Here is a 25513-nt window from a genome sequence, read left to right on the forward strand (position 1 = left end):
ACTTGTACTAATTACCCGTGAGGCTTAACCATACAACGCCAAACGCGTTTTGTGTGACAGTTAAGCGACAGAAGTTAATGACTAAAGTAGACATTACTGAAAGAAAGACTTAAAAAATATTATCAGATATTTTCCAAATTAAGTTAGTGCGTAGAAATACGGATTAACGCCCAAATTTGCTTGGTGACAATAGCGTTTTGGACCCACCTGACTCCATGCCGAACTCAGTAGTGAAACGAAACAGCGCCGATGATAGTGTAGCATTTGCTATGTGAAAGTAGGACATTACCAGGCTTCAAATAAGAGAAACCCGTTACAGCAATGTGACGGGTTTTTTGCTTTCTGGAGTTTAGTAAAAGCCAAGACCCTATGCCGAGCTCAGTATTTGTATTCCTATACATCAAACAAGACAGCGCGAAGGCGAGCGCCGCACAAGGCAGACCGGCACAACGTAGTGTCCCATTTGCTATGTGACCCTCTACCGCTGTGGGCACCACGACATTAACAGGCTTCAAATTGTAGAAAGCCCGACTAGCAATAGTCGGGCTTTTTTACGTCTGCAGAAAAGTAATCTTCAGCATTCCCTTCTCTAAAGCGTAGCGTCTCCTAAGCGAAGCGCCTCTTTGTGAACAGTGTTTTGGTTATTAGTAGCACACCGACTTCAAATAAGAAAAACTCGTTAAATCAATGTGATGGTTTTTTGCTGTCTGGGGTTTAAAAAACCGAACCTTCAACATTCAGGTCGGGCGAGCAAAGCGACACCCGACGCTAAAAAACATCGATTATAATTATAGTGTTCTTATTTCACGAGCAGGGTTACCAGCAACAACAGTATCCGCCTCTACATTTTTAGTTACTACCGATCCCGCACCAATAACACTATTATCGCCAATAGACACGCCTGCTAAAATAATTGCACCTGCACCAATCCATACGTTGTTGCCTATTATAATCGGTGCTGCAAAGTTTTCTTTATTCAGTCGCTGTGTGGGGTTAACCGCATGGGATACAGCTAGTAATTGAACATTGGGGCCTATTAAGCAGTGATCACCAATTGTTATCGCCCCCTCACTAATTGGAGCATCTAATACCGTACAGTTAATGTTTATGAAGCTACGATCACCAATAGTAATTTGATTACCATAATCGCAATGAAAACCCGATTCTATAATTACCCCTTCACCGCATTGGGCGAACAGCTCTTTAATGCGTTTTAAATTACCTTTACTTGGGCTTTTATTAAAGAGTCGGCATATTTCGCCGGTTTGTTTACGTAGCGCTAATAGCGTTTTATCTAAGCTGTTAAATGACTGCATTAAGGCTTCTTTGATTGATTAACTGATCCTAGCGCTATTTTACCTTTATTATTCCTTGTTGAAAGCTGCTTTATTTTTGCTCGTTCACTTGCCATTTAACTAGTTTCGTTTAGAATTAAATATATTTCGAAACGAAACTTAATTTACGAGCTTTATGACTAAACGAAACACACAGCAACGCCGTCATTTAATACTTACTCAGGTAAATGAGCTAGGTGAAGTGGCTGTTGAAAAGCTCGCTGAGCAGTTTCAAACATCTGAAGTAACCATTCGTAAAGATTTAACTGCGCTTGAAAAAAGCGGCTTGTTACTGCGCCGTTATGGTGGAGCTATTGCACTGCCTAAAGAAATCGTTACCGACGAAATAGACTCTAAACGCAAAGTAGCAATAGCTAAGGCTGCAGCAGCACTTATAAAAGATCATAACCGCATTATTATTGATAGCGGGCGCACTACGGCCGCTATGATCCCAGAGCTTGCAAATAAGCGAGGGTTAGTTGTAATGACCAACGCGATTAAAGTGGCGAGCCGTTTACTATCACTTGAAAACGAGCCAACACTTTTAATGACCGGTGGTACATGGGATCCACATTCTGAGTCGTTTCAGGGGCAAGTTGCCGAAAACGTATTATGCTCTTATGACTTCGATCAATTATTTATTGGTGCAGATGGCATAGATGTAAAGCGCGGCACGACTACCTTTAATGAGTTAGTTGGCTTAAGCCAAGTAATGGCAAAAGCAGCTCGCGAAGTAATCGTTATGGTTGAATCAGATAAGATTGGCCGAAAAATACCAAATTTAGAATTACCGTGGAAAATAGTAACCACATTAATAACCGATACTGGCTTAGCAGATGATAAACGCAAAGCGATAGAGGCGTGTGGTGTAAAACTAATTTGTGCAGAGATTATTGATTAGTAACTACAAAGCGAGTTACTAGAATTAAAAAATTAATGGAGACACTATGTGTGGAATAGTTGGGGCAGTTGCAGAACGTCCAGTAAATAAAATTTTAGTTGAAGGCCTTAAACGTCTTGAATACCGTGGCTACGACTCTGCCGGTGTAGCACTTTTAGAAGGCTCTACACTAAATACTGTAAAAGCAGTCGGTAAAGTAGTTAACGTAGAGGCTGCACTTGAGAAAGCAGGCGTTAGCGGTCATACAGGTATTGCACACACACGCTGGGCAACACACGGCAGCGTTACTGAAGAAAACGCTCACCCGCATGTATCAAATAACCAGCTAGCACTCGTGCATAATGGTATTATTGAAAATCACGCAAGCCTACGCGCATCGCTTAAAGAAGAAGGCTACGAGTTCCTATCTGAAACCGATACCGAAGTAATGGTGCACTTAATTCATAAGCTTCGTAAGCAACACACTACGTTACTTGCATCTGTTCAAGCCGCAGTTAAGCAATTTGAAGGTGCGTTTGGTACCGTTGTATTTGATAAAGCAAACGACAACGAAATCATCGTAGCGCGCTCAGGTAGCCCACTTGTAATAGGTTTAGGCCTTGGCGAAAACTTTATTGCCTCTGATCAGTTAGCACTATTACCCGTTACACGTAGCTTCATCTTTTTAGAAGAAGGCGACGTAGCCCGCATTACACGTGACACTGTTGAAATTTTTGATGAAAATGGCGACGCTGTAGAGCGCGAAGTTATTGAATCAAATATCACGCAAGACGCTTCAGGCAAGGGCGACTACCGCCACTACATGCTAAAAGAAATTTACGAGCAACCACTTGCGGTACGCAATACCCTTGAAGGGCGTTTAAACGACGACCGCGTAGCAATTGACGCCTTTGGCGACAGCGCTCAGCAAATATTTAAAGATGTAAAACACGTACAAATTATTGCCTGTGGTACGTCATACCATTCAGGTATGGTTGCCCGTTACTGGCTTGAGCAATTTGCAGGCGTTAGCTGTAATGTTGAGATTGCCTCTGAGTTCCGTTACCGCCAATCGTATGTACACGAAAACAGCCTGCTTGTGACTATTTCTCAATCGGGTGAAACAGCCGATACGCTAGCGGCATTACGCTTAGCTAAAGAGCAAGGTTACATGGCATCAATGACCATTTGTAACGTACCGGGTTCATCGCTTGTACGCGAATCTGACCTTGCCTTTATGACCAAAGCCGGCGCTGAAATTGGTGTAGCTTCTACTAAAGCATTTACAACACAATTAGTTGGTTTGTTAATGCTTACTGCGTCTATAGCCCAAGAAAAACAGCTTGATCAAAGTGCCATTGTAAATGCTATAAAAGTACTTCCTGCTAAGCTTGAAGAAACATTACTGCTTGCTGATGGCATTGCAGATCTTGCAGAAGAATTTGCCGACAAGCATCACTCACTGTTTTTAGGTCGTGGCTCGCAATACCCAATTGCAATGGAAGGTGCGCTTAAACTTAAAGAAATTTCGTACATTCACGCAGAAGCCTACGCAGCGGGCGAGCTTAAACATGGGCCACTTGCACTTATTGATGCCGACATGCCAATTATTGTTGTAGCACCAAACAATGAGCTATTAGAAAAGCTTAAATCAAACGTAGAAGAAGTACGTGCACGTGGCGGCATTATTTACGTATTCGCAGATAAAGATTCACACTTTGAATCAGACGACACAATGCGTGTAATCAACGTAAACCACACTGACGACATTATTGCGCCAATTGTTTACACATTGCCATTACAGTTACTGTCGTACTACGTAGCGGTAATTAAAGGTACTGACGTTGACCAGCCACGTAACTTAGCTAAATCGGTTACTGTTGAGTAAAATCAAAAGGTTATAGGTTTTTATTTATGTTAAAAAAGCGCTTAAGGCGCTTTTTTTGTACCTAAAAGTCTGTTAGCTTAAGTAACTTATTATTCTCTAAGGGATTAGTCATGCGTTTATTTGCAGTCATTTGTTTTGTTAGCTTTTTTGCTTTTAGTTCACAAAGTGTCTTTGCCCAATCTGGCACTAAACAGCAAAGTACTGATTACTCTCAGTTCACGCACTCTATTAAATCGGCTGTTTTAAACGAAGAGCGTACTGTTGTAGTCCAGCTACCAAAGAGCTACCTAGCTGAGCCAAACAAAGTTTATCCGGTTATTTATCGTCTTGATGGCGCGGGTAACATACCGCTTATAAGTGCTGTGATGGAGCGCTTGCAAAATGATAATCGTGCGCCCGAGGTTATTATTGTCGCTATTGAAAACACCAATCGCTTAAGAGATTTATACCCCACAGTTAATAAAGAGCCACAAGGCCCGGTAGATGAAGGCGGTGGTGCAGCAAAGTTTTTAGCATTTATTGAGCAAGAACTTATGCCCTTAATTAATAAAAGTTATCGTACGCACAATTATAATGTGATTGCAGGGGCCTCTGCGGCAGGCGTGTTTGCACTTTATACAATGCAAGCTAACCCAGATCTTTTCCAAGCGCATATTGCCTATAGCCCAGCGGTTTGGTGGAACTATGGTGCATCGGTAAAAGCAACTAAGGCGTTTATTAATACATCAAAAGACCTAAATAACTATGTTTACATTAATATAGGCGAAGAAGCAGGCATAATGCGTGAGCGATACAATGAACTTCAGCAAGCTTTGCAATCTAATAGCTTGCCAAATTTACGCTTCTTTAGTGATGCGTTTGATGGTATCTCGCATAACCTGACTTCGGTTGCTGGTTCATTTAATGCCTATCACAACTTATTTTTGCCTAAACAAATGCCCATAAGTGCTTTAATTGACGATGTAACCTCTATTGATACTTATTATCAAAGCTTATCTCAACAATGGGGCGAGCAGATTGCGCCATCGGATCGCGCTGTTAGATCACTCGGTTATAACTTAACGGGCAGCAAGCAATTTACCCGTGCTATTGAAGTGTTTAAGTACAATATAAAAAACCACCCAAAATCAGTCGATGCGTTTTCAGCCTTATCTTATGGCTATGAAATGCAAGGCGATACTCGCCAAGCGCTTGAACAGATGGAATTTGCTTTAACGATAGTAGACGACTCATATCCTTATATACATTACTTAAAAGAAACAAAAGCTAGATTACAAACGCAGCTAAGTAAAACGCAATAATGTAAAAGGATAAAGCGCAGGGAGAGCCTGCGCTTACAGTTACCCTTACAACACGTAGCTGTTACCTATGAGAACATTTAAATCACTAATCCCTACTTAATAAGCGCTAAATACGCTAAAATTACAGGCTACATTTTTAGCAATGAGCCCGTAATATTCATGACCTCAGCAACAAGCCCTAGCACTTTTAACGAACTTGGCCTTATTCCAGAGCTACAAGCTCGTTTAACCGATTTGGAATATAGCCAACCTACGCCAATTCAAGCTAAGGCGATTCCAAGTGTACTGGCTGGTAGCGATTTAATTGCAGGTGCAAATACTGGCTCAGGTAAAACAGCAACGTTTGCTTTGCCTATGTTGCAAAAGTTATTTTTAGAGCAAGGCGCTAAAAAAACAGCGAGCAAAGGTAACTTTGTCACTGGGCTTATTTTGGTACCTACCCGTGAGCTTGCAACGCAGGTGGCTGATAGCGTTAAATCGTATTCTGCTAACTTTAATGGCGCCATTAAAACGGTGGCTGTATTTGGTGGTGTATCGGTTAATACACAAATGCAGGCTCTACGTGGCGGCGCCGATATTATCGTGGCAACACCTGGCCGTTTACTCGATTTAATCTCAAGCAATGCGATTAAGCTCGATAAAGTAACGACCTTAGTGCTTGATGAAGCCGACCGCATGCTAAGCCTTGGCTTTACCGAAGAACTTGCTGAGTTATTAGCGTTAATGCCTGCTAAAAAACAAACAATGTTGTTTTCAGCAACCTTCCCAGAGCAAGTCACTCTATTAACGCAAGAGCTGTTAACTAACCCTGTTGAAATACAAGTTCAAAGCAAAGACGAAAGCACCTTAGTACAGCGCGTATTTACGGTTAATAAAGGCGAAAAAACTACGGTTTTAGCGCATTTAATTAAAGAGCATCAATGGCGCCAAGCGCTTATTTTTGTAAACGCTAAAAAAGACTGTGAGCACTTAGTGGGTAAGCTTGAAAAGCGTGGTATTAACGCACAGGTATTTCATGGTGATAAAGGCCAAAGTGAGCGTACTCGCGTAATTGAAAAATTTAAAGCCGGTGAAATAGAAGTACTTATAGCCACTGATATAGCAGCCCGTGGTTTAGATATTGCCAAACTGCCTGTTGTTATTAACTTTAACTTACCGCGTAGCCCCGCCGATTACATGCACCGTATTGGCCGAAGCGGCCGTGCCGGTGAAGTGGGTTTAGCGTTATCGTTAATTGATTATGAAGACTTTCATCACTTTAAAATAATCGAAAAGAAAAACAAACTGCGCTTAGAGCGTGAAGAAGTAACCGGTTTTGCAGTTAACCAAGCAAACCTTGATGCAGCACAAGCACTTAAAAACGATAAGCCAATGGCAAAGCCTGCAGGCACAGGTAAGAAAAAGAAGAAAAACAAAGTTAACCCAGAAGATGATGCATGGAGTGGTTGGCGAAACCGTTCTAAGTAAGGTTTTATAGTCACTTTATATTAGGCAGTTACCTTTATGAGGCGCTGCCTTCTTTACTGTTTGGGCAAATATAAGTGTAGCTGTAGTTTATAAAGGGAAATTAAGTGAATTTACCAACCAAATGGCTATTGCTGCTTTGTGTATTAACTTGTTTTAAATTAAGTGCAAATACGCCATATGAAATTCCTAGAAGTAGCGTTATTCAGCTAACAGAACTTTCTAGTAAGCGTGTTTACCCTGTTTTTATTCAACTCCCTAAGTCATATAAAAATAAGCCAGATAAAACATATCCAGTTATTTATTTAACCGATGCGCCGTATACCTTTCCTATAGTGGCAGGGGCTACACGGTTTCCTATGAATAGCGGCAAAATGCAGCAAGCAATTATTGTTGCCATTGGTTATGAAAAAGAGTCTATTGGATCAGCTAGTCGAATTAGAGACTACACACCTACCTTTGCAAAGGATTGGAAAAAACAAACAGGTAATGCGCAAGGGCACATTAAGTTTATTAAAAACACCGTGTTCCCTTATATTGAGCAAAACTACCGAGCAAGTCACACACAAAAAACCTACATAGGTAACTCGCTAGGCGGCTTATTTGGTGCCACTGTTTTATTTACGATGCCCGACTTATTTAGCCATTATATTATTGGTAGCCCGTCTGTTTGGTTTAATAGCAACGCAATCTTATCGCTACAAGCAAATAAACCTAAAGTGCCTACAAAGGTTTATATATCGGTGGGAGCAAAGGAAACCCCTGCTTTTGGTGAAGGGCAAAATATGGTTGAGGGTACCAAGCTATTGGTACAAAAAATTAATGCACTTAGCAGTAACAACATACAATTAAAAAGCGTGATTATTGAAGGGGCGAGCCATGCAACCGCATTTCCTACTACTGCAATACAAGGGCTTGATTGGGTGTTGGGAATAACACCAATCGACTCAAATATTTAATCATTCTAGCGTGCTAAATAGATTGCTAACAGCGTTATAAATTTCTCATTTAGAACAACTACATGTCGATATTTATGCCTTGTTATCACGCTATTTATCTGTCGCTATAAATGCCTAATAACTTAACACGATTGGTGCAGCCAATAAGCCCTAAAGGGCAATAAAAGCTTAAGCGCTTTCAAGTTCCTGTTTCCAGTTTACCAGCACTTCAATAAACTCTGGGCCTATACCACAGCAACCCCCAATAACAGTTGCACCCAGAGCGTGCCACTTTTTTGCAAAGCCTAGGTATTCTGAAGGTGAAATATCACGATACGCTTGCGAGCCTTGATTAGCTTGATAGTCATGGGCAATAGGCGTAAAGCCGTTTGCAAAGGCGCCCAAAGCCACGGTTTTATTAAGCTTCGACAATACCTTATTAGTATCTATTAAGGCTTGTTCTATTACTTCAGGGATCGAGCAATTAAATAAAATACCTGCAATATTGTGATCAAGCAGTTCGGTTACGGCGTCAGTTACAAATTCGCCTGAGCGCAGGGTTGCTAGTTCGCTAACTTCATCATTTAAGGTAAATGCGTAATAGCACGGTTTGTTTGAATTTTTAAGTACGCTTGCCATTACTTGTGCTTCTTCAATGCTAGAAATAGTTTCGCCAATCCATAAATCTACATACTCGTTTTGTGCTTCGTAAAGTGTATTTAAAATAGTAAAACCACGCTTACGTTCAAATAGCTCCGGGCGGTAAGAGCCAAATACCGGAGGAAGCGAACCTGCTACCAGTATATTTTTATTTGCACTTTGAGCCGCTTTTTTTGCAATGATTGCAGCTTGGTTAGCAAGCTCGGCACCCTGTGCATCATAAAGCGCTTCGCCTAAATGAAACGGTACACAGGCGTAACTATTTACAGTAATTACTTCAGCGCCAGCATCTATAAACCCAGAGTGTGCTTGAGTAACAAAGTGTGGCGCTTCTATAAGTGCCTGCGCACTCCAAAGAGGTTGCGTAAACGGAGCGCCAATGCGTTTAAGTTCGCGGCCCATACCACCATCTAAAATAATTACTTTTTTCATAATAAGCTTCCACTGTTCTATACAATATGACGTCATTCAAGCATGTTTTGCTTAAAAATATAGTGAAACTTCATCAGGTTTAACATGAAAATAGCTCAATACTTTTTAATAGACACAAAAAAAGCGACTGCCTAAAGGCGTCGCTTACTTTTAAATAAGGATTAGCTTATTTGTAAAACGCTTCTACCTTGCCTTTTACTTTCATAAGCAATGGCTGACCGCGGCGATCTAACGCTTTAGGCGCTGCTACTTTAATCCAACCTTCGCTAATGCTGTATTCTTCAACGTCAAAACGTTCTTTGCCATTTAGAGTAATACCAATTTCATGTTCAAATACTTCTTCTACATAAAATTTGCTGCGTGGATTAATAGAAAGTTGATCTGGTAATTCAGGTTTGTTTGTATCAGTCATAATAGGGATCTGTATAGAGTATATTGTGCGCTATTGTAGGCAATACAGGAGTTATGCTCAAGCAAGACTGAAATAAATGTTTGAAGGGGTTTTACTAATACTTATAAGAGGTAATTAAGGGGGTAATAAATGCGTTAAAAAACGCATTTATTTAAAACATGTTAAATGCTAACAATGTTCTCAGCTTGTGGGCCTTTTTGACCTTGAGTAACAGTAAACTGTACACGTTGGCCTTCAGCAAGGGTTTTAAAACCGTCGCCAGAGATTGCGCTGAAGTGTGCAAACACATCAGGGCCAGACTCTTGCTCGATAAAACCAAAACCTTTTGCTTCGTTAAACCATTTTACTGAACCAGTAGTTGTAGTGGACATAATATGTATCCTAAAAAATTAATATAAGTGTGCCTGAAAAGAGGCGATTGAGCCGGAAAAAATAGTTAACTTGAGGATATCGCGCAGGATTATTACTAAAACAACGGGGTACTAACAAATAAAACAAAACTTCTTTCAAACTAGTATTCAAAATGGGTTATTGCTAACCCATTTAATTGTTTAGCAATTAGATGCTAACAATGTTCTCAGCCTGTGGGCCTTTTTGACCTTGAGTAACAGTAAACTGTACACGTTGGCCTTCAGCAAGGGTTTTAAAACCGTCGCCAGAGATTGCGCTGAAATGTGCAAACACATCAGGGCCAGACTCTTGCTCGATAAAACCAAAACCTTTTGCTTCATTAAAAAATTTAACTGTACCAGTTGTTGTATTAGACATAATAGATCCTAAAAATAAATAAAAGTGTGCCCTAAATAGGCAATTTAACAGGAAGAAAACGTGCATTTAACTGAGGATAACGCGAAGGATTATTACTAATATCAACGAGGTACTTACAAATAAACTGGGTTTTCATCAACCCGATGCCGAGCAGGATAACAGCATGTTTGATAATACACCAAGCTTTATTGTCATTTTATTTTTTAGCCTTAGAAAGAATTAAATTAAAAAGCCGTGTTTAACATGGTGTATATTGATCTTAAAATTCACGGCTTAAACCCTTTTTATTCAGTTAGTTAAAGAATATAAAGCCCAGTATTAATAACGCTATCCACACAGTTTCAGCCACAATTAAAATAATGGGTTTTATGCCCACTTCGGTAAGCTTTCCCAAGTTAGTTTTCATGCCAATGGCGGCAATAGCTGTAATTAAAAAGAACTTTGACAGTTCATTAGCGCTTTCGAGTAATACGCTTGGCAGCGAAAAACAGCTGTTAATTACCATTAAAATAACAAAACCAATTAAAAAGCTAGGTACCTTAGGTAAGTCGCTTTTATTGCTTTGATTGGAGCGATTAATTATAACCATCATTATAAGTACAACAGGCAGTAACATAGCTACACGTACAAGTTTAGTGAGTGTGGCAATGTCGCCGGTTTCTGGCGATACAGAATAGCCCGCGCCCACAACTTGGGCTACATCATGTATGGTACCACCTAAAAATACCCCTGCGTTATGGGCATCAAATTCTAGGTAATTAACAATGATTGGATAGAGAATCATTGCAATGGTCGACATAGCTGTTACGCCAATAACAGTAAGTAACGTATCGCGCTCTTTGTGTTCGCTGTTGGGCATAATCGACGAAATAGCCAATGCTGCCGATGCACCGCAAATAGCCACAGACCCGCCAGTTAAAGCTCCAAAGCGCTTTTGTAAGCCAAATACGCGCGCAAGTATTACCCCTAAAATAATGGTGGTGAATATAGCACCAGCAAGCATAAGTGCAGTTTGCCAGCCCAGTGTAATTAAGTCGCCTAAAGCAATGCGTGTACCCAAAAGTACAATGCCGACTCGCAAAATAGTGGAGCCGGTAAAGTCGATCCCTTTTGCGCAAGGGCTGTCACTTTGATACAAAAACGATACCGCCATACCGAGCAATAAAGCAAATAACATAGCGGGTGCGCCGTAATGTTCACTTAAAAATAAGGCTGCAAGCCCAGTCATTGCTGCAATACTTGCACCTTGCCAAAGTGGCGATACATACGCTTTTAATGCATTACTTACTCGCCTCATTAGGCGTTAGCTGCGGTTAATGCAACAAGTACTTGGCGTTTTCGCTCACCAGTAAATGGACGACGGCCGTGCATAGCCATTTCGTTATCAACCAGTGCTACATCGCCATCTTGCCAGGCTAAATCAAAGGTAAACTCTTTTGAAAGCTCAACAATTTTATCAAGTCCCGCTTTAGGAATAGCACTGCCATCGCCAAAAGTAATGGCAACCGATGGGTTTTCTCGTACGCCCTTCCAACCCATGTAAGCGGCAATAAGCTGGTTGTAAAAAACTTGTACACCGTTTTCAAGGGTAACTACCGCAGGCAAAACCGGGGTAATTGCTTTTAAAGAGCCATCGTCTAGCCACTCCCACTCATAACCTAGCTCGGTAAGTTTGCTGTGCGCTTCTTCTTTATTTTGTACGCTGAGCGTGCTTTTCCAACTGCGGCCTTGGCCCGATGTTGCATCGTCGGCTGCAGGCATGTAAGTGGTGTACTTTAAGCCTTTTTGTTCAAAGTCATCGGCTAATTGGCTATCAAATTGCTTTAAAGCGCTAAATAATTTATCTGAGCGGCAAAGCGGTGTTGCGCCGCCTTCCTCTGCTGCCGATTTACAAAAAAAGAATAATTTACTTGGCGAAATAGGCGTTTGAGCCATTTCGTGGTGTAAGTAAATTTCTACATCTTTTGGCGCTTCGTTAGCGGTAAATACACGCTCGGTAAAGTTAATACGTACCGCGTTAGATAGCGACTCTTGGTAAGTAAAGTTATCGTAATCAAACCCTGCTGAAAACGTATCAAAGGTTTCAGCGCTATTAATCGGAAAACCACGAAACAGTACAGCACCAGCGCTGCGCAGTTTGGTTTCTAGTTCGGGTTTATTTGCTCGAATGAAAGCCACCGCCTCTTCAACGGTGCTGGCGTTATTATTATTAACCACAATGCACGGAAAAACCGAGTCATCGAAGGTTAATTGAGTAGGCACTGCGGCGTAGTTAAGTTCGGTAGCTGACATTGTATTTTCCTAATCGTAAATAGGGTGAAAACGGTTAAACGCTGCTTCACAAAAGTGACCAGGGTCGTTAAAGCGGCGGTTAATATTAAGAGCAGAAATATCGGCCATTTCTTGCTCATTGAGTTCAAAATCAAACAGCGATAGATTTTCTGTCATGCGTTCAAGTTTTGATGTTTTAGGGATGATGGCTGTTCCGCGTTGCACGCCCCAGCGCAGCACAACTTGTGCTGGTGTTTTACCATGGTTTTGCGCCGCAGCTTTCACTACGCTTTGCTCAAGCACAGACTCTGTTTGATCGGCCATTTCAAGCTCTAGGTACGAAAGCGCGCCCAGTGGAGAAAATGCAGTAACCGGAATGTCGTATTGTTTTGCCAACCTTATAAGGCGCTCTTGCGTTAAATAAGGGTGCGATTCAATTTGCAGCATAGCGGGTTTAACGGTGGCGTAGGTCATTAAATCGTGGAGTAATGCGCTTGAGTAATTACACACACCAATGCGTTTTGCTTTGTTGTTATGTACTTGCTCTTCCATTGCTTGCCACGTTAAATGTAGTGGTACTTTTGCCAACTCCATGTGTGGGTTTTGGGCATTTGGGTCTACAAACCACTCTGGCGGATAGCGTGTTTCGATTGGTACAAAGGTTTGCGCAATCGGAAAGTGAATTAAGTATAGGTCGAGGTAGTCGAGCTTTAAATCGCTGAGTGTTTTATCAATCGCAAGCTCTACATGCTCGGGCGCATGAAAGGTATTCCAAAGTTTTGACGTTATCCATAGCTCTTCTCGGGTGCACAGGCCGTCATTAATTGCTTGGGCTATGCCATCGCCAACCTGTTCTTCATTACCGTAGTCTGCGGCACAATCAAGATGGCGGTAACCCGCTTTAATGGCTTGATACACCGTTTGCGCGCAATCTTCTTGTGCTACTTTCCATAAACCGAACCCGACTGGCGGGATGTTATTTAATGAACTCATTGGGAATTCCTGTTAAAATTGCATAATGACTTTGGTCTTGTATAAGACATAAGTTATTATACGAATCTAACAGTGTCAACACTGTGCGCACCGCTAGGTGTTAAAACAGCGAATTAAAAAAGCTGCAGATAGCAAAAAGCAGCGATTGCTGCCTTTAAAAAATTTTTATTTGTGAGTTGTTTTACATCTGTTAATCAAGCTCAATTTGGTAATGGTAATGATCGCTTCGGCACTTGCTTTGGCGGTATTCAATACGTTTACCTTCAATTGATTCGGTAATGCGTGACACTAATAACAGTGGATCGCCAGTTTTAATTGCGAGCATTTTTGCATCAGTTTCGTCGGCTAATACCGCTTTTATGCTGTCTTGGGTTTTGTGCACGGTTTGATTAAATTTGGTTTGGTAGTAGTGGTACAATGTATGCGGAATATCACTACTTTGATGTATATCAGGAAAGTAGCTTTGTGGAAGGTATATAGTTTCACTCATACAAAATTCGTTATCAAGAATACGCCTACGCACAAGCTTAGTTACTTTATCTTTTTTATTAAGTTGTAAGGCATCGATAACATCGTGTGGTGCGGGGCATAGCTCAACCGACAACAGCTCTGCCTTGGGTAAGTCTGCACCTTTACCATCGGCCTGAAGCGGGAAAAATCTAAACAGTGCGTCTTGCGCGGTATGCTCAGATACAAACGTACCTACACCTTGTCGGCGAGTGACTATTTTATCGTCGGTTAGTAAGTTAAGGGCTTTACGAACAGTGCCTTGGCTTACATTAAATTCTTCAGCAAGGCGAAACTCGCTAGGTAATGCTTCGCCAGGTACCCAGCGTCTTTCAACAATGAGCTGTTTAATATAATCAGCCACTTGTAAGTAAAGTGGTTGAAAAGCCAAGCTTGGGCCACTTAATTTGTGATCAAACATAGAGTTACTCATTGTTATTTACCGTTAAATTCAATCCACCTGTAGTTATAACATAGGTGGTACTTTTTGCGCATCTTTGCGTGCTATCAGTTAATTGTGAGCTATTGTATTACAGCTTGTTTTTACATTATGCCTAAAAACAAATCGTTACACTACAATAGCGCACCCCAAGGAAATTTAAAGTGTTCAGTATTTCATTCGAACTTATATTAGTTATGGCGCTTTGCTTAAGTGCAGCCACACTATTGCAAACACTCAGTGGGTTTGGTTTTGGGCTTTTAGTGGTAGCCAGTTTTACGCTATTAGATGTATTGCCATTAACGGCAACCACGTTTTTAGTAAGTTTGTTAGGGCTTGTTAACTCAACCACTGTGGTGGTTAAAAACCGCAATGCAGTAAAAATCCCCGAGCTAAAACTCATGCTGTATACAGGTATTCCGCTAATGTTGCTAGGGTTTGTTTTACTTGAATATATGTCGGCGCACTTAACTCAGTTTTTAAATTTTATATTGGGCATTAGCATTTTATTGTGCTGCGCTTTAATGCTAGTAAAACGAAAGCGAACCGACAGGCAAAGTCGTCCTAGCTCCTTTTTAATTGCAGGCGGGGTAAGTGGTTTACTGGGCGGGTTGTTTTCAACGTCGGGACCGCCGCTGGTGTTTCAGTGCTATAAACAAGCTTGGTCTATTGAAGCAATTCGTAGTACGTTACTTGCAGTGTTTACCATTGGTGGCATAGTGCGGGTGGGTATTGCTTTATTTGGTACCTTGCCCGATCTCGATATTATGTTTTTAATTGCGGCTGCAATTCCTTTAGTATTACTTGTGACTCATTTTTCAAGACGCTTAACCCCATACGTAGATGCAAAATGGATACGCATTATTGCCATCACGCTACTGGGTGTAAGTGGTGTATCGCTGGTGGTTACCTCGGCGCCTACCCTAGTTTAAAGTGAGTGGTGTTAATTAATTAAAGTTAAGTTTATTTACATTGACATAGGGATCACAATTATTTAACTTGTGTCTTATACAAGACTATAGTTGGTAAGGAACTCCCATGAATGCATTTGAATTACGTGAGCCAGACTGGAACGCAATAGAACCAGCGCGCTTAATTGCAGAGCCTAAATTGCAAGGCCATGTGCTAGTTTTACCGACTCAATTTGGTGAGGTCAGCGTTACCATAAGCGAGTTTGGTTTACGTTTAAATGCAGGCATAACGCAAGACCACGCGTTTAATATACTCAGCGCCACTCCTACTAATTTACCGCTATTACTTAATACATTAGGCCAAGGCTTTGAAGCAACAGCCGGTGAGTACCGTTTAGAGTTTTACAGCGACCCATTTCATTTTAAGCTTTATAAAAACGACAAATTAGTACAGCAATCAGCAACCGATGGCCACTTTGTACGCCAGCATCGTTTACCGCCACTGGCTAAAACTGATCACGGCTGGATTTTAAGTCTGGAGCTTAATTACGACGAAGCCGTATATGGCCTTGGTGAAAAATGGGGCAAGCTTGATAAACGCGGCCAACTTATTCGCTCATACAATCACGATGCACTGGGCGTAAATGCCGAAAAATCATATAAAAACACCCCATACGCTTGGAGCCCTGAGGGCTGGAACTTATTTGTACACACGCCAGCGCCTGTTACCCATGGCGTAGGTTACGCACTTTGGTCGCAACGTGCTTATGTGTGTTTAGTTGAAGATGACGCACTTGATGTATTTTTATACCAAGAGCAAACGCCTGCACAAAGTATTAATCGCTACTGCGAGCTAACTGGTTTTGCACCGGTACCACCGCAGTGGAGCTTTGGCGTTATTTTATCAAAAGCGTACTACAAAAATGCTGATGAGCTATTAAGTGTTGCCCGCGAAGTACGTGCTAAAAATATGCCGTGTGATGTAATTACCCTTGATGGCCGAGCATGGCAAGACACCGACACCCGCTTTGCTTTTGAATGGGACCCAACACGTTACGCCGACCCAAAACCTGTGCTTGATGAACTAAAAGCCATGGATTTTAAAATTTGTGTGTGGGAATACCCGATGATCTCGGTAAACAACCCATTATTTTCTAAAGCGGCCGAAAACGGTTGGTTAATAAAAGACAAACGCACAGGTAAAGCGTATCAATACGAGTGGGATTTAAGCCCCTTTGGCGAAGTGCTTACGCCATTGCCAGAGTCGGGTATTTTAGATTTTACTCACCCCGACGCTTACGAATACTGGCTCGAATCGCACAAGCCATTATTTGAGCTTGGCGTAGATATGATAAAAGCAGACTTTGGCGAACAGCTAGAAGACGAAAACATGGTATCGCACAGTGGCGACAGCGGCATTAGACTGCATAATGTTTATAGCATGCTGTACAACCGCTGCGTTTATGAAGCTGCCGAAAAGTACTGTAAAACAGGACCCTTTTTGTTTAGCCGCTCAGCGTGGACGGGTAGCCAACGATTCCCTGCACAATGGGGCGGCGATCCACAAGCCGATTGGCAAGGTTTAGCAGCAAGTATTCGCGGCAGCTTAGCGTGGGGCATGTCGGGCGGGCCATTTTTTGCAACCGATATTGGTGGTTTTTATAAAGATACGCGCGATGCCGAGCTTTATGTACGCTGGGCGCAAGCGTCGGTATTTAGTGCGCACATGCGTTTACATGGCATTGGCCCACGCGAACCGTGGTCTTACACCGAGCAAGCAAGTGACGCGGTATTTGCAGCGCTTAAATTGCGTTATCAGTTAATTCCATATTTACAAACATGTGCAGAGCAAGCGCAGCAAACAGGGTTGCCTATTCAGCGCGCTATGGCACTGGCATTTCCTGATGATGTATTAGCATATAGTTTTGATCAGCAATTTATGTGCGGCGAAAAACTCCTTGTTGTGCCATGCGTTGTACCAAACGGTAAAGTGAAGTTTTACTTACCGCAAGGGGAATGGTTGAGCTTTCCTGATAGGCAGGCATACCAAGGCGGCAAGTATTACGAAGAAACACTTGAGCTTACACAAATGGCCGTGTTCGTTCGTAAAGGCGATACGCTATTGCTAGGCCCAGATGTTCAACACACAGAGCAAGACATGAGCCAGTTAACTGCGTGGCCAAATTAAAAACTCGTTTTAAAACACACACAACACACATAATAATAAAGATATTAGCTTACTTTTTAACGAGTTAAGTAAGCTTAAAGGAACACAGTATGGAAGGTATGAACATTACCATGACACTGCTATCGTGCTTGGCGTTTATGGCGCTGGTGGGATATATCTCGTACCAAAAAACCAAAGGGGAAGTTAACACCCAAGACGGTTACTTTTTAGCGGGCCGTGGTTTAACAGGTACATTTATAGCAGGGTCGATGATCCTCACTAATTTATCGGCCGAGCAACTTATTGGCCTTAATGGCTCAGCGTATGGTTACAACCTTAGTTCAATGGCATGGGAAGTAACCGCAGGTATTTCTACCATTATTATGGCGCTGATCTTTTTACCGCGCTATTTAGCTGGGGCATTTTCTACCTTACCCGAGTTTTTACGAGATCGTTTTGACGATACCGTACGCCGCATGACCGTGATCTTATTCATGGTCGGATACTGCTTTATTACTATTCCTTCGGTTTTGTACTCAGGATCAATCGCCGTGCTTAGGCTATTTGATGTACCCGCCTTATTAGACATGAGTTATCAAGCAAGCCTTATTGTTACCATTATTATTGTCGGCTCCGTGGGCGCTATATACGCGGTATTTGGTGGTTTAAAGGCGGTTGCTGTATCCGATACTATTAACGGTGTTGGGTTACTTATTATTGGTATTTTAGTGCCAACGCTTGGGCTTATTGCGCTTGGCGATGGCAGCTTTGCTGATGGTTTAAGTACTTTAGTAAATACCGATACCGAAAAGCTTAATGCTATTGGTAGCGAGGATGATCCCGTGCCATTTGGCACTATTTTTACCGGTATGATCCTCGCTAATTTATTTTATTGGGGTACAAATCAGTACGTGATCCAGCGCACATTAGGTGCTAAAAACTTAGTTGAAGGGCAAAAAGGGGTGTTGTTTTCAGGGTACTTTAAAGTACTAGTCCCCTTTATGATGATGATCCCTGGGGTTATTGCGTACCATCTTTATAAGCACGAAAGCCTACAAACTATTGATTTAGCCTACCCACACTTAGTGAAAGATGTACTTCCTCAGTACTTATCAGGGTTCTTTTTAGCAGTATTGTTAGGTGCGGTATTTAGCTCGTTTAATTCACTACTAAATAGCGCCGCAACGCTGTTTTGTTTAGATGTTTATAAACCCATGAAAAAAGGCAAAGTAAGCGACGAAAAGCTCATTAAAGTGGCCAAAATAACCAGTATTGTTATTGCTGTTTTGTCGTTTATAACCGCGCCATTACTCATGTTTGCACCCGAAGGCTTATGGCACATTATTCGTGTATTTACCGGTTTTTATAACATTCCGGTCATCACAATTGTGTTAGTGGGTTTATTTACTCGTAAAGTGCCTGCATTGGGCGCTAAAGTGGCGATTATTTTTCATGTTATTGCCTACACGCTACTTAAATTTGTGTGGGATGTTGATATTAACTTTATCCATATTTACGCCATTTTATTCTTTATTGAATTGGCAATAATGCTAGGAATTGGTTACTACAAGCCACTTGCAAAACCGTGGCAATTTACCCGCAAAGCCGAAGTAAACTTAAGCCCTTGGAAGTACGCACTGCCGTGCGCCATTGTATTGGTTAGCTTAATAGTGAGCTTATATATTGTGTTTTCTCCTTTAGGCCTAGTTGGCGGTACCAGTGTTTATTTTGTGCCTAGCCTCATTACTGTTTGGACATTAGCTGCATTGTTTAGCTGGTGGAGTGTGCGTCGTTGGCATGTGCGATACGAAAACAGCCTTGCCCATATAGGTGTCACAAAGGCCGCATAAACACAGGTTATAACCACTATACGTGATTTTAAATCACATTTTATTCACATAATGTTTGCATTACGAAGTTTGATTGTTTAAATTTGTAGCTCTTATATAAGATATAAGAGCTAGTAAGGAAAATACTTAACACACACTGTCACCGTAATTTAGCAAACCACACAATTGCTAGCGCGGTACCACACAGCACACACGCACAATATGGAGAATGACATGAGAGCTAAAAAGTCTATCTTAAGCTTGGCTGTCTCGTTAGCAATGACAACTGGTTTAGCTGTTAGCGCGCAAGTTAATGCTGCGCAAGAACAAGTAAATCAAACGCAAGCGGAACAAGAACAGCAAAATAATAAAAACGATTCATTTGAAAAAATAGTGGTGACATCGCAAAAGCGTACACAAAGCTTAAACGAAGTGCCGGTTGCCGTATCGGTGCTAAATAGCGATCAAATTAATTCAGCGTTTGCTAATAATATGGAAGGTTTACAATCGCTTGTGCCGTCTGTGAGCTTTAGAAAAGGCACCACAACCCGTAACTCGGCGCTCACCGTGCGTGGTATTGGTACAATTTCATTTAGTATTGCTGCCGAGCCAAGTGTGGCAACGGTTGTTGATGGCGTAGTACTTGGTCGCTCTGGTCAAGCTTTTGCTGATTTATATGATGTAGACCGTATTGAAGTACTGCGCGGCCCACAAGGCACACTATTTGGTAAAAATGCCTCGGCTGGTGTGGTAAATATCACAACAAAAGATCCGTCTTACGACACTACCGGCAGTATAGAAACCTCGTTTTATCAAGACAACGAATATCGCTTTAAAGGCGTTGTAAGTGGCGGCCTAAGCGACGACTTAGCAGCAAGCTTAACCGTATTTAAAGGTAAGTTTGATGGTTACATAGATAACGTATATAACAACGAAAAAGTAAACGGCTACGACCGTGAAGGTGCGCGTGCTGTATTTAAATACGAACCAACCGACGACCTAAACGTTAAATTTATTACAGAATACTACAACGCCGATGACGACTGTTGTGCCGATTTAGAAGCCCTACCAAGTGGCCGTAATCCTGATTCAAAAGCGGCGCCAAACAGTAACGGTATTGTTGATGGCGTTGCTGACATAGACCTAGATCAACGTAAAGTTGACCACGACTATGAGTCGCGCACAATAGATAAACACAGCGCGTTTTCAGTACAAGTTGATAAAACCATTGGCGACCACACGTATACGTCAATTACTGCACAGCGCTCGTGGGATAACACCGAGTTTCGTGAAGGTGATTTTACCTCTATTGCCGGCGACAGCAATCAACCCGTATTTGGTGTGCCATTTCAGTTACATGATATTGGTGAGCAACAATGGGATCAGTTTTCACAAGAGTTTCGTGTAACGTCTAACCTAAGTGGGCCATTTAACTACGTGGCTGGTTTATTTTACTGGAACATGGACTCACAACGTAACTTTACTCGCGATGCCAGTTGCCAAAATAACGCAGGCCAGTTAGATAGCGCCATGGCGTTTTACGCGCAAAATAACTTGTCGGGTGCAGAGCTAGACGCAGCGCTTGCCGACTTAGATGGCTACGCACAGGGCTTAGGCGTTAGCTGTAATGCGAACGACATTGTGTCGGCTACTGCATACATGAGTACAGAGTTTAATAACTGGGCAGCTTTTGCAGACGGTACTTATGAGTTATCTGACGATTTAACCATGCTATTTGGCCTGCGTTATACCGATGACGAAGTATCGTACACGCACCGCCGTGTCAGCAACGATGTATATGGCCGTCGTGGTGTGGGTGTACGCCCTGCAACATTAAATACTGACGAACAGGGTAAAGCTGAAGAAACTAACGTATCGGGCCGTTTAGGTATGCAATACGATTTAGGCGATGGCCAAATGGTATACGGTACTTACTCGCAAGGTTACAAAGGGCCTGGCTTTAATATTTACTACAACTTTAACCCTGACAACGACGGCCGTGAAATAGCGCCGGAAGAGTCTGACGCGTTTGAACTTGGCTATAAGTATGCAAGCAGCGACTTTGTGTTTAACTTTGCAGTATTTAAAACCGAAATTGAAGGCTTCCAAGCAAACAACTTTGATTGTTCAGACGGCACCTGTATTACTCGCTTAACAAACGCAGGCGACGTAAGTACACAAGGTGCAGAAGTTGACTTTATGTGGGCCGCAACCGATGCACTTACGCTAACCGGTGGTATTGCTTATATTAAAGCCGAAATTGATGAATTTAATTGTCCGCCAGAAGTGGCCGCAGGCTCGTGTACTGACCGCTCAGGGCTAGATGTTCCATTTTCGCCAGACTTAAAGTACTCATTAAGTGCTGACTACTTTATTGAAACCGAACACGGCTTTAATGTGCACGTAAATGGCTCGTACATATACACTGACGAGCAATACTCTGACCTACCTAATAATGTAGGCGAGTTTAACCCAGCAGCCTTATTACCAGATTACGGTATTTTAAATGCAAGCGTAGGTTTATCGTTTAAAGACGATGCCTTTAGAGTATCGCTTATTGCTAAAAACCTAACAGACGAAAGCTATGCAACAACCTACAGTGGCGATAATTTCCGTTACCAAATACCGCGTGATGCAGAGCGCTACTTTGGTGTGTCGTTTAAGGCGCGCTTTTAATAGTTAAAAAATTTTCCCTTGTATAACAACAAGCGTAGCGTTAAACCGCTGCGCTTTTTTGTGTCTTATTTTTGTCAATCTTTGGTCACTTTTTCTTCATTAAAACGTCCTTTATTAGTCATATGTATTTTCTATAGTGCAGCGGTTACTTATTTGAGGTTTTAGCTTCAAGCAAAAATAACCACTACATAATGGGAATAATAAAGGATGAAAATTAAAAAAGTCGCTGCGGCGGTTGGGCTAACATTTATGTTAAGCGCTGCAAGTCATGCCAATGTATTACCACAAAGCCAAACAGACAATAACTGGTATACAAACGCACAAACTACGTTAGCTACTAAAAATACTCAGGCACAAAGTGCGCAAGTTACAAAAGCAAAAAACGTAATTTTATTTGTGGGTGATGGCATGGGTATTTCTACCCTAACGGCAGCACGTATTTTAAAAGGCCAACGAGCAGGCAACCCAGGTGAAGAAGGCTATTTGAGCTTTGAAGAGTTCCCGTATTCTGCGCAAGTTAAAACGTATAACGTAGATGCGCAAACGCCGGATTCTGCAGGCACAATGACCGCAATGATCTCAGGTGTTAAAACTGATGTAGGCGTAATTGGTGTAGACGAAGACATTGAGCGCGGTGTATGTTCAACTGTATCGGGTAACGAGCTTTTAACTGCAACAGAACTAGCTGAAATTAAAGGCCTTGCAACAGGGGTTATTTCTACAGCGCGTATTACACATGCAACGCCAGCGGCCACGTATGCTAAATCGGCAGACCGTAACTGGGAAGATATTTCAGATATGCCAGAAGGGTCAGAAGCCTGTGAAGATATTGCATCTCAACTGGTTAACTTTGAAAAAAACCTAGAAGCGCGCTTTTTAGGTACCGACGTAGACGGCCTTGATTTTGTAATGGGCGGCGGTCGTCGTCACTTTTTACCAAAAGATGCTGCGGCTAATTCAAGCGATGCGACAAGCGCCGTTGAAGGCGATCGTACCGATGAGCGTAACCTTGTCACTGAGTGGCAAACACAATATCCAAATGCAACGTACGTCATGGACCAAGCAGGGTTTGATGCTATTGCCGATGACGCTACGAAAGTATTTGGCTTATTTAACGAATCGCACATGCAATACGAAGCTGACCGAGTAAACGACGTAGCAGGCGAGCCATCACTGACCGAAATGACCACAAAAGCAATCGACGTGCTGGGTAAAAACGACAATGGCTTTTTCTTAACGGTTGAGTCGGGCCGTATTGACCATGCGCACCACGCAGGCAATGCTTACAACGCACTTAACGATACCATTGAATTTGCCAATGCAGTTCAAGCCGCAATCGATAATACCAACCCAGAAGAAACCCTTATTTTAGTGACTGCCGATCACAGCCACGTATTTACTATTGCTGGTTACCCTAAGCGCGGTAACCCAATTTTAGGCCAAGTAGTGGCTGTAGGCCAAACAGCGCCAAGCCTTGCTGCCGATGACATGCCATACACTACGGTAGGTTATGCAAATGGTTTAGGTTTTAGAGACCTAGGTGATGAAACAAACGCTGATGCAACCTACTTAAGCGGCCCAGTAGCTGGGCGCGTTGAGTTAAATGGTGTTGATACAACAACCCCAGGTTTTCACCAAGAAACAACCGTGCCACTCGGTTCTGAAACACATGCCGGTGAAGATATTTCACTGCATGCTAAAGGCCCAGGTGCACAACTTGCTCAAGGCGTTATTGAGCAAAACGTTGTATTTCATCTAATTAACCAAGCTCTTGAATTAACTCAGCAATAATGGCGGCGAACATGAAAAAATTAACAGTACTTTCTTTAGCAGTAATGGTCGCGCTAGCGGGTTGTTCAAGTGATGACGATAAAAGTGATAACAACATTATCGCAGTAGACAAGGCCATAGCCGTGGGCTCAGCGCAATGTATTAATGGCGGTGTAGAAACCCAAGTGGGCGTAGATACAAACGAAAATGGCGAACTCGATAGCGACGAAGTTAACTCAGCTAACCTAGTGTGTAATGCGCCGGCAACGTCGCTAACTACAGAGCAATTAGCTAACCTTACAGGTAATGCTTGGTATAGCGACGCGCAAACAAAGTTATCAGCAACGCAGCAAGCTAATACCGAAGCGGTTACAGAGTCGGGCAAGGCGAAAAATGTTATTTTATTTGTAGGCGACGGTATGGGTATTTCTACCGTTACGGCTGCACGTATTTTAGCGGGCCAGCTTGAAGGCGGCATGGGTGAAGACTACCAACTTAGTTTTGAAACCATGCCTTACTCAGGCTTTGTTAAAACGTACAACGTAGATGCACAAACACCTGATTCAGCAGGCACAATGACGGCGATGGTGTCAGGTGTTAAAACTGATGTTGGCGTAATCGGTGTAGATGAAGACATTGAGCGCGGTGTTTGTTCAACTGTTGCAGGTAATGAGCTGGTCACCTCGCTTGAGCTTGCTGAAATAGCAGGTAAAGCAACAGGCCTTATTTCAACGGCACGTATTACTCACGCAACACCCGCGGCAACGTATGCGAAGTCGGCTGATCGTAACTGGGAAGATAACTCTGATATGCCAGCAGGTTCAGACGCATGTGAAGACATTGCATCGCAACTTGTTAACTTTGAAGCTAACCTAGAAGCACGCTTTGCAGGCATTGATGTAGATGGTATTGACGTAGTAATGGGTGGCGGTCGTCGTCACTTTTTACCAAAAGATGCCGCAGCTAATTCAAGCGATGCAATCAGCGCAGTTGAAGGGGATCGTACCGATGGCCGTAACTTAGTAACCGAGTGGCAAGCTACTTACCCTAATGGCAACTACGTAATGGACCAAACAGGGTTTGATGCAATTAGCGACGATGCTACAAAGGTGTTTGGTTTATTTAACGAATCTCACATGCAATACGAAGCTGACCGTGCAAACGATGTAGCGGGCGAGCCTTCGCTTTCACAAATGACTGAAAAAGCAATCAACGTGCTTAACAATAACGAAAACGGCTTTTTCTTATCGGTAGAGGCCGGGCGAATAGATCACGCACACCACGCAGGCAATGCATACAACGCGCTTAACGACACCATTGAATTTGCTAAAGCCGTTAAAGCCGCTATGGACAGCACTAACCCAGAAGAAACGCTGATTGTGGTGACTGCCGATCACAGCCATGTATTTACTATTGCAGGCTACCCAAAACGTGGTAACCCAATATTAGGTAAAGTGGTTGCAGTTGGCCAAACCGAGCCAAGCCTTGCAGCCGACGACATGCCATATACTACAGTAGGTTACACCAATGGGTTAGGCTACAGAGACTTAGGCGATGAAACCAATGCCGACGCTTCTTACTTAGCTGCACCGGTTACAGGGCGTGTTGATTTAACAAATGTTGATACAACCACACCGGGCTTTCACCAAGAGTCGTTAGTACCACTTAGTTCAGAAACCCACGCGGGTGAAGATGTAGGTGTTTACGCAATGGGCCCAGGTGCACATTTAGTAACAGGCACAAACGAGCAAAGCTTTTTATTCCATGTAATGGACTTTGCCGCAGACCTAGTTAAAACAGCCGATGAAACAGTGGCTCAGTAAATAGAGCCTATTAAAAGCCCGCATTATTTTGCGGGCTTTTTTATGTCATA

20 protein-coding genes and 1 rRNA gene are annotated in these 25513 nt (G+C 42.4%); 12 read left to right on the top strand and 9 right to left on the bottom strand.

All coding sequences use genetic code 11. The features are described from left to right. Positions 1–179 precede the first annotated feature (179 nt). Positions 180–294, top strand: a 5S ribosomal RNA gene (rrf, locus tag PMAN_RS15400). 494 nt (positions 295–788) lie between these two features. On the opposite strand, the gene PMAN_RS15405 is transcribed toward rrf, so the two are convergent. Beyond that, complete coding sequence (locus PMAN_RS15405) at positions 789–1316, bottom strand: sugar O-acetyltransferase (protein WP_010557867.1); 528 nt, start codon at positions 1314–1316, stop codon at positions 789–791. Between the two features lie 154 nt (positions 1317–1470). Here PMAN_RS15405 and PMAN_RS15410 point away from each other — a divergent pair, with 154 nt between their 5' ends. The 5 genes from PMAN_RS15410 to PMAN_RS15430 all read left to right on the top strand — a co-directional run bounded on the left by PMAN_RS15410 (position 1471) and on the right by PMAN_RS15430 (position 7826). Beyond that, positions 1471–2235, top strand: a complete 765-nt coding sequence (locus tag PMAN_RS15410) for a DeoR/GlpR family DNA-binding transcription regulator (RefSeq protein WP_006792562.1) — start codon at positions 1471–1473, stop codon at positions 2233–2235. A gap of 46 nt (positions 2236–2281) precedes the next feature. After that, positions 2282–4102 (top strand): glutamine--fructose-6-phosphate transaminase (isomerizing), encoded by a 1821-nt coding sequence (gene glmS / locus PMAN_RS15415; RefSeq protein ID WP_010557868.1) that lies wholly within the window; start codon positions 2282–2284, stop codon positions 4100–4102. 110 nt (positions 4103–4212) lie between these two features. After that, positions 4213–5403, top strand: coding sequence for an alpha/beta hydrolase-fold protein (locus PMAN_RS15420; protein WP_010557869.1), 1191 nt, complete (start codon positions 4213–4215; stop codon positions 5401–5403). A gap of 159 nt (positions 5404–5562) precedes the next feature. Continuing rightward, a complete protein-coding gene (locus PMAN_RS15425) occupies positions 5563–6870 on the top strand; it encodes a DEAD/DEAH box helicase (protein ID WP_010557870.1) in 1308 nt (435 codons plus the stop codon). A gap of 104 nt (positions 6871–6974) precedes the next feature. Continuing rightward, positions 6975–7826, top strand: coding sequence for an alpha/beta hydrolase (locus PMAN_RS15430; protein WP_010557871.1), 852 nt, complete (start codon positions 6975–6977; stop codon positions 7824–7826). 168 nt (positions 7827–7994) lie between these two features. On the opposite strand, the gene PMAN_RS15435 is transcribed toward PMAN_RS15430, so the two are convergent. From PMAN_RS15435 to PMAN_RS15470, 8 genes are all read right to left on the bottom strand, one after another. Continuing rightward, positions 7995–8897 (bottom strand): homocysteine S-methyltransferase family protein, encoded by a 903-nt coding sequence (locus PMAN_RS15435; RefSeq protein ID WP_010557872.1) that lies wholly within the window; start codon positions 8895–8897, stop codon positions 7995–7997. A gap of 166 nt (positions 8898–9063) precedes the next feature. Next, positions 9064–9309 carry a DUF3297 family protein gene (locus PMAN_RS15440; RefSeq protein ID WP_006792550.1) on the bottom strand — a complete coding sequence of 82 codons (246 nt, stop codon included), beginning with the start codon at positions 9307–9309 and terminating at the stop codon, positions 9064–9066. Between the two features lie 161 nt (positions 9310–9470). Next, positions 9471–9680 carry a cold-shock protein gene (locus PMAN_RS15445; protein WP_006792549.1) on the bottom strand — a complete coding sequence of 70 codons (210 nt, stop codon included), beginning with the start codon at positions 9678–9680 and terminating at the stop codon, positions 9471–9473. A 187-nt stretch (positions 9681–9867) separates the two neighbouring features. Then, a complete protein-coding gene (locus PMAN_RS15450) occupies positions 9868–10077 on the bottom strand; it encodes a cold-shock protein (protein ID WP_006792548.1) in 210 nt (69 codons plus the stop codon). A 292-nt stretch (positions 10078–10369) separates the two neighbouring features. Further along, positions 10370–11374, bottom strand: a complete 1005-nt coding sequence (locus tag PMAN_RS15455; RefSeq protein WP_010557874.1) for a YeiH family protein — start codon at positions 11372–11374, stop codon at positions 10370–10372. Continuing rightward, positions 11374–12369: a TauD/TfdA family dioxygenase gene (locus PMAN_RS15460; RefSeq protein ID WP_010557875.1), complete on the bottom strand. Its 996-nt coding sequence runs from the start codon at positions 12367–12369 to the stop codon at positions 11374–11376. The genes PMAN_RS15455 and PMAN_RS15460 overlap by 1 nt, the downstream gene beginning before the upstream one ends. A 9-nt stretch (positions 12370–12378) precedes the next feature. Continuing rightward, positions 12379–13341 (bottom strand): aldo/keto reductase, encoded by a 963-nt coding sequence (locus PMAN_RS15465; RefSeq protein ID WP_010557876.1) that lies wholly within the window; start codon positions 13339–13341, stop codon positions 12379–12381. A 190-nt stretch (positions 13342–13531) separates the two neighbouring features. Next, positions 13532–14281, bottom strand: a complete 750-nt coding sequence (locus PMAN_RS15470) for a GntR family transcriptional regulator (protein ID WP_010557877.1) — start codon at positions 14279–14281, stop codon at positions 13532–13534. 170 nt (positions 14282–14451) lie between these two features. Here PMAN_RS15470 and PMAN_RS15475 point away from each other — a divergent pair, with 170 nt between their 5' ends. The 6 genes from PMAN_RS15475 (at position 14452) to PMAN_RS15500 (ending at position 25463) form a co-directional block, all read left to right on the top strand. After that, the gene (locus PMAN_RS15475) at positions 14452–15219 is read left to right on the top strand and encodes a sulfite exporter TauE/SafE family protein (protein WP_010557878.1); all 768 of its coding nucleotides are present in this window, start codon (positions 14452–14454) and stop codon (positions 15217–15219) included. Positions 15220–15325: 106 nt separating this feature from the next. After that, a complete protein-coding gene (locus tag PMAN_RS15480) occupies positions 15326–17386 on the top strand; it encodes a glycoside hydrolase family 31 protein (RefSeq protein WP_010557879.1) in 2061 nt (686 codons plus the stop codon). An 89-nt stretch (positions 17387–17475) separates the two neighbouring features. Beyond that, positions 17476–19215, top strand: coding sequence for a solute:sodium symporter family transporter (locus PMAN_RS15485; RefSeq protein ID WP_010557880.1), 1740 nt, complete (start codon positions 17476–17478; stop codon positions 19213–19215). 213 nt (positions 19216–19428) lie between these two features. After that, on the top strand, positions 19429–21870 hold the full coding sequence (locus tag PMAN_RS15490; protein WP_010557881.1) for a TonB-dependent receptor: 2442 nt from the start codon (positions 19429–19431) through the stop codon (positions 21868–21870). A 207-nt stretch (positions 21871–22077) separates the two neighbouring features. Beyond that, entirely contained in the window at positions 22078–23661 is a 1584-nt protein-coding gene (locus tag PMAN_RS15495; RefSeq protein WP_010557882.1) for an alkaline phosphatase, read from the top strand. A gap of 11 nt (positions 23662–23672) precedes the next feature. Next, on the top strand, positions 23673–25463 hold the full coding sequence (locus PMAN_RS15500; protein ID WP_010557883.1) for an alkaline phosphatase: 1791 nt from the start codon (positions 23673–23675) through the stop codon (positions 25461–25463). Positions 25464–25513 lie beyond the last annotated feature (50 nt).

The sequence above is a fragment of the Pseudoalteromonas marina genome, from assembly GCF_000238335.3.
GTDB classification, from domain to species: Bacteria; Pseudomonadota; Gammaproteobacteria; order Enterobacterales; family Alteromonadaceae; genus Pseudoalteromonas; species Pseudoalteromonas marina.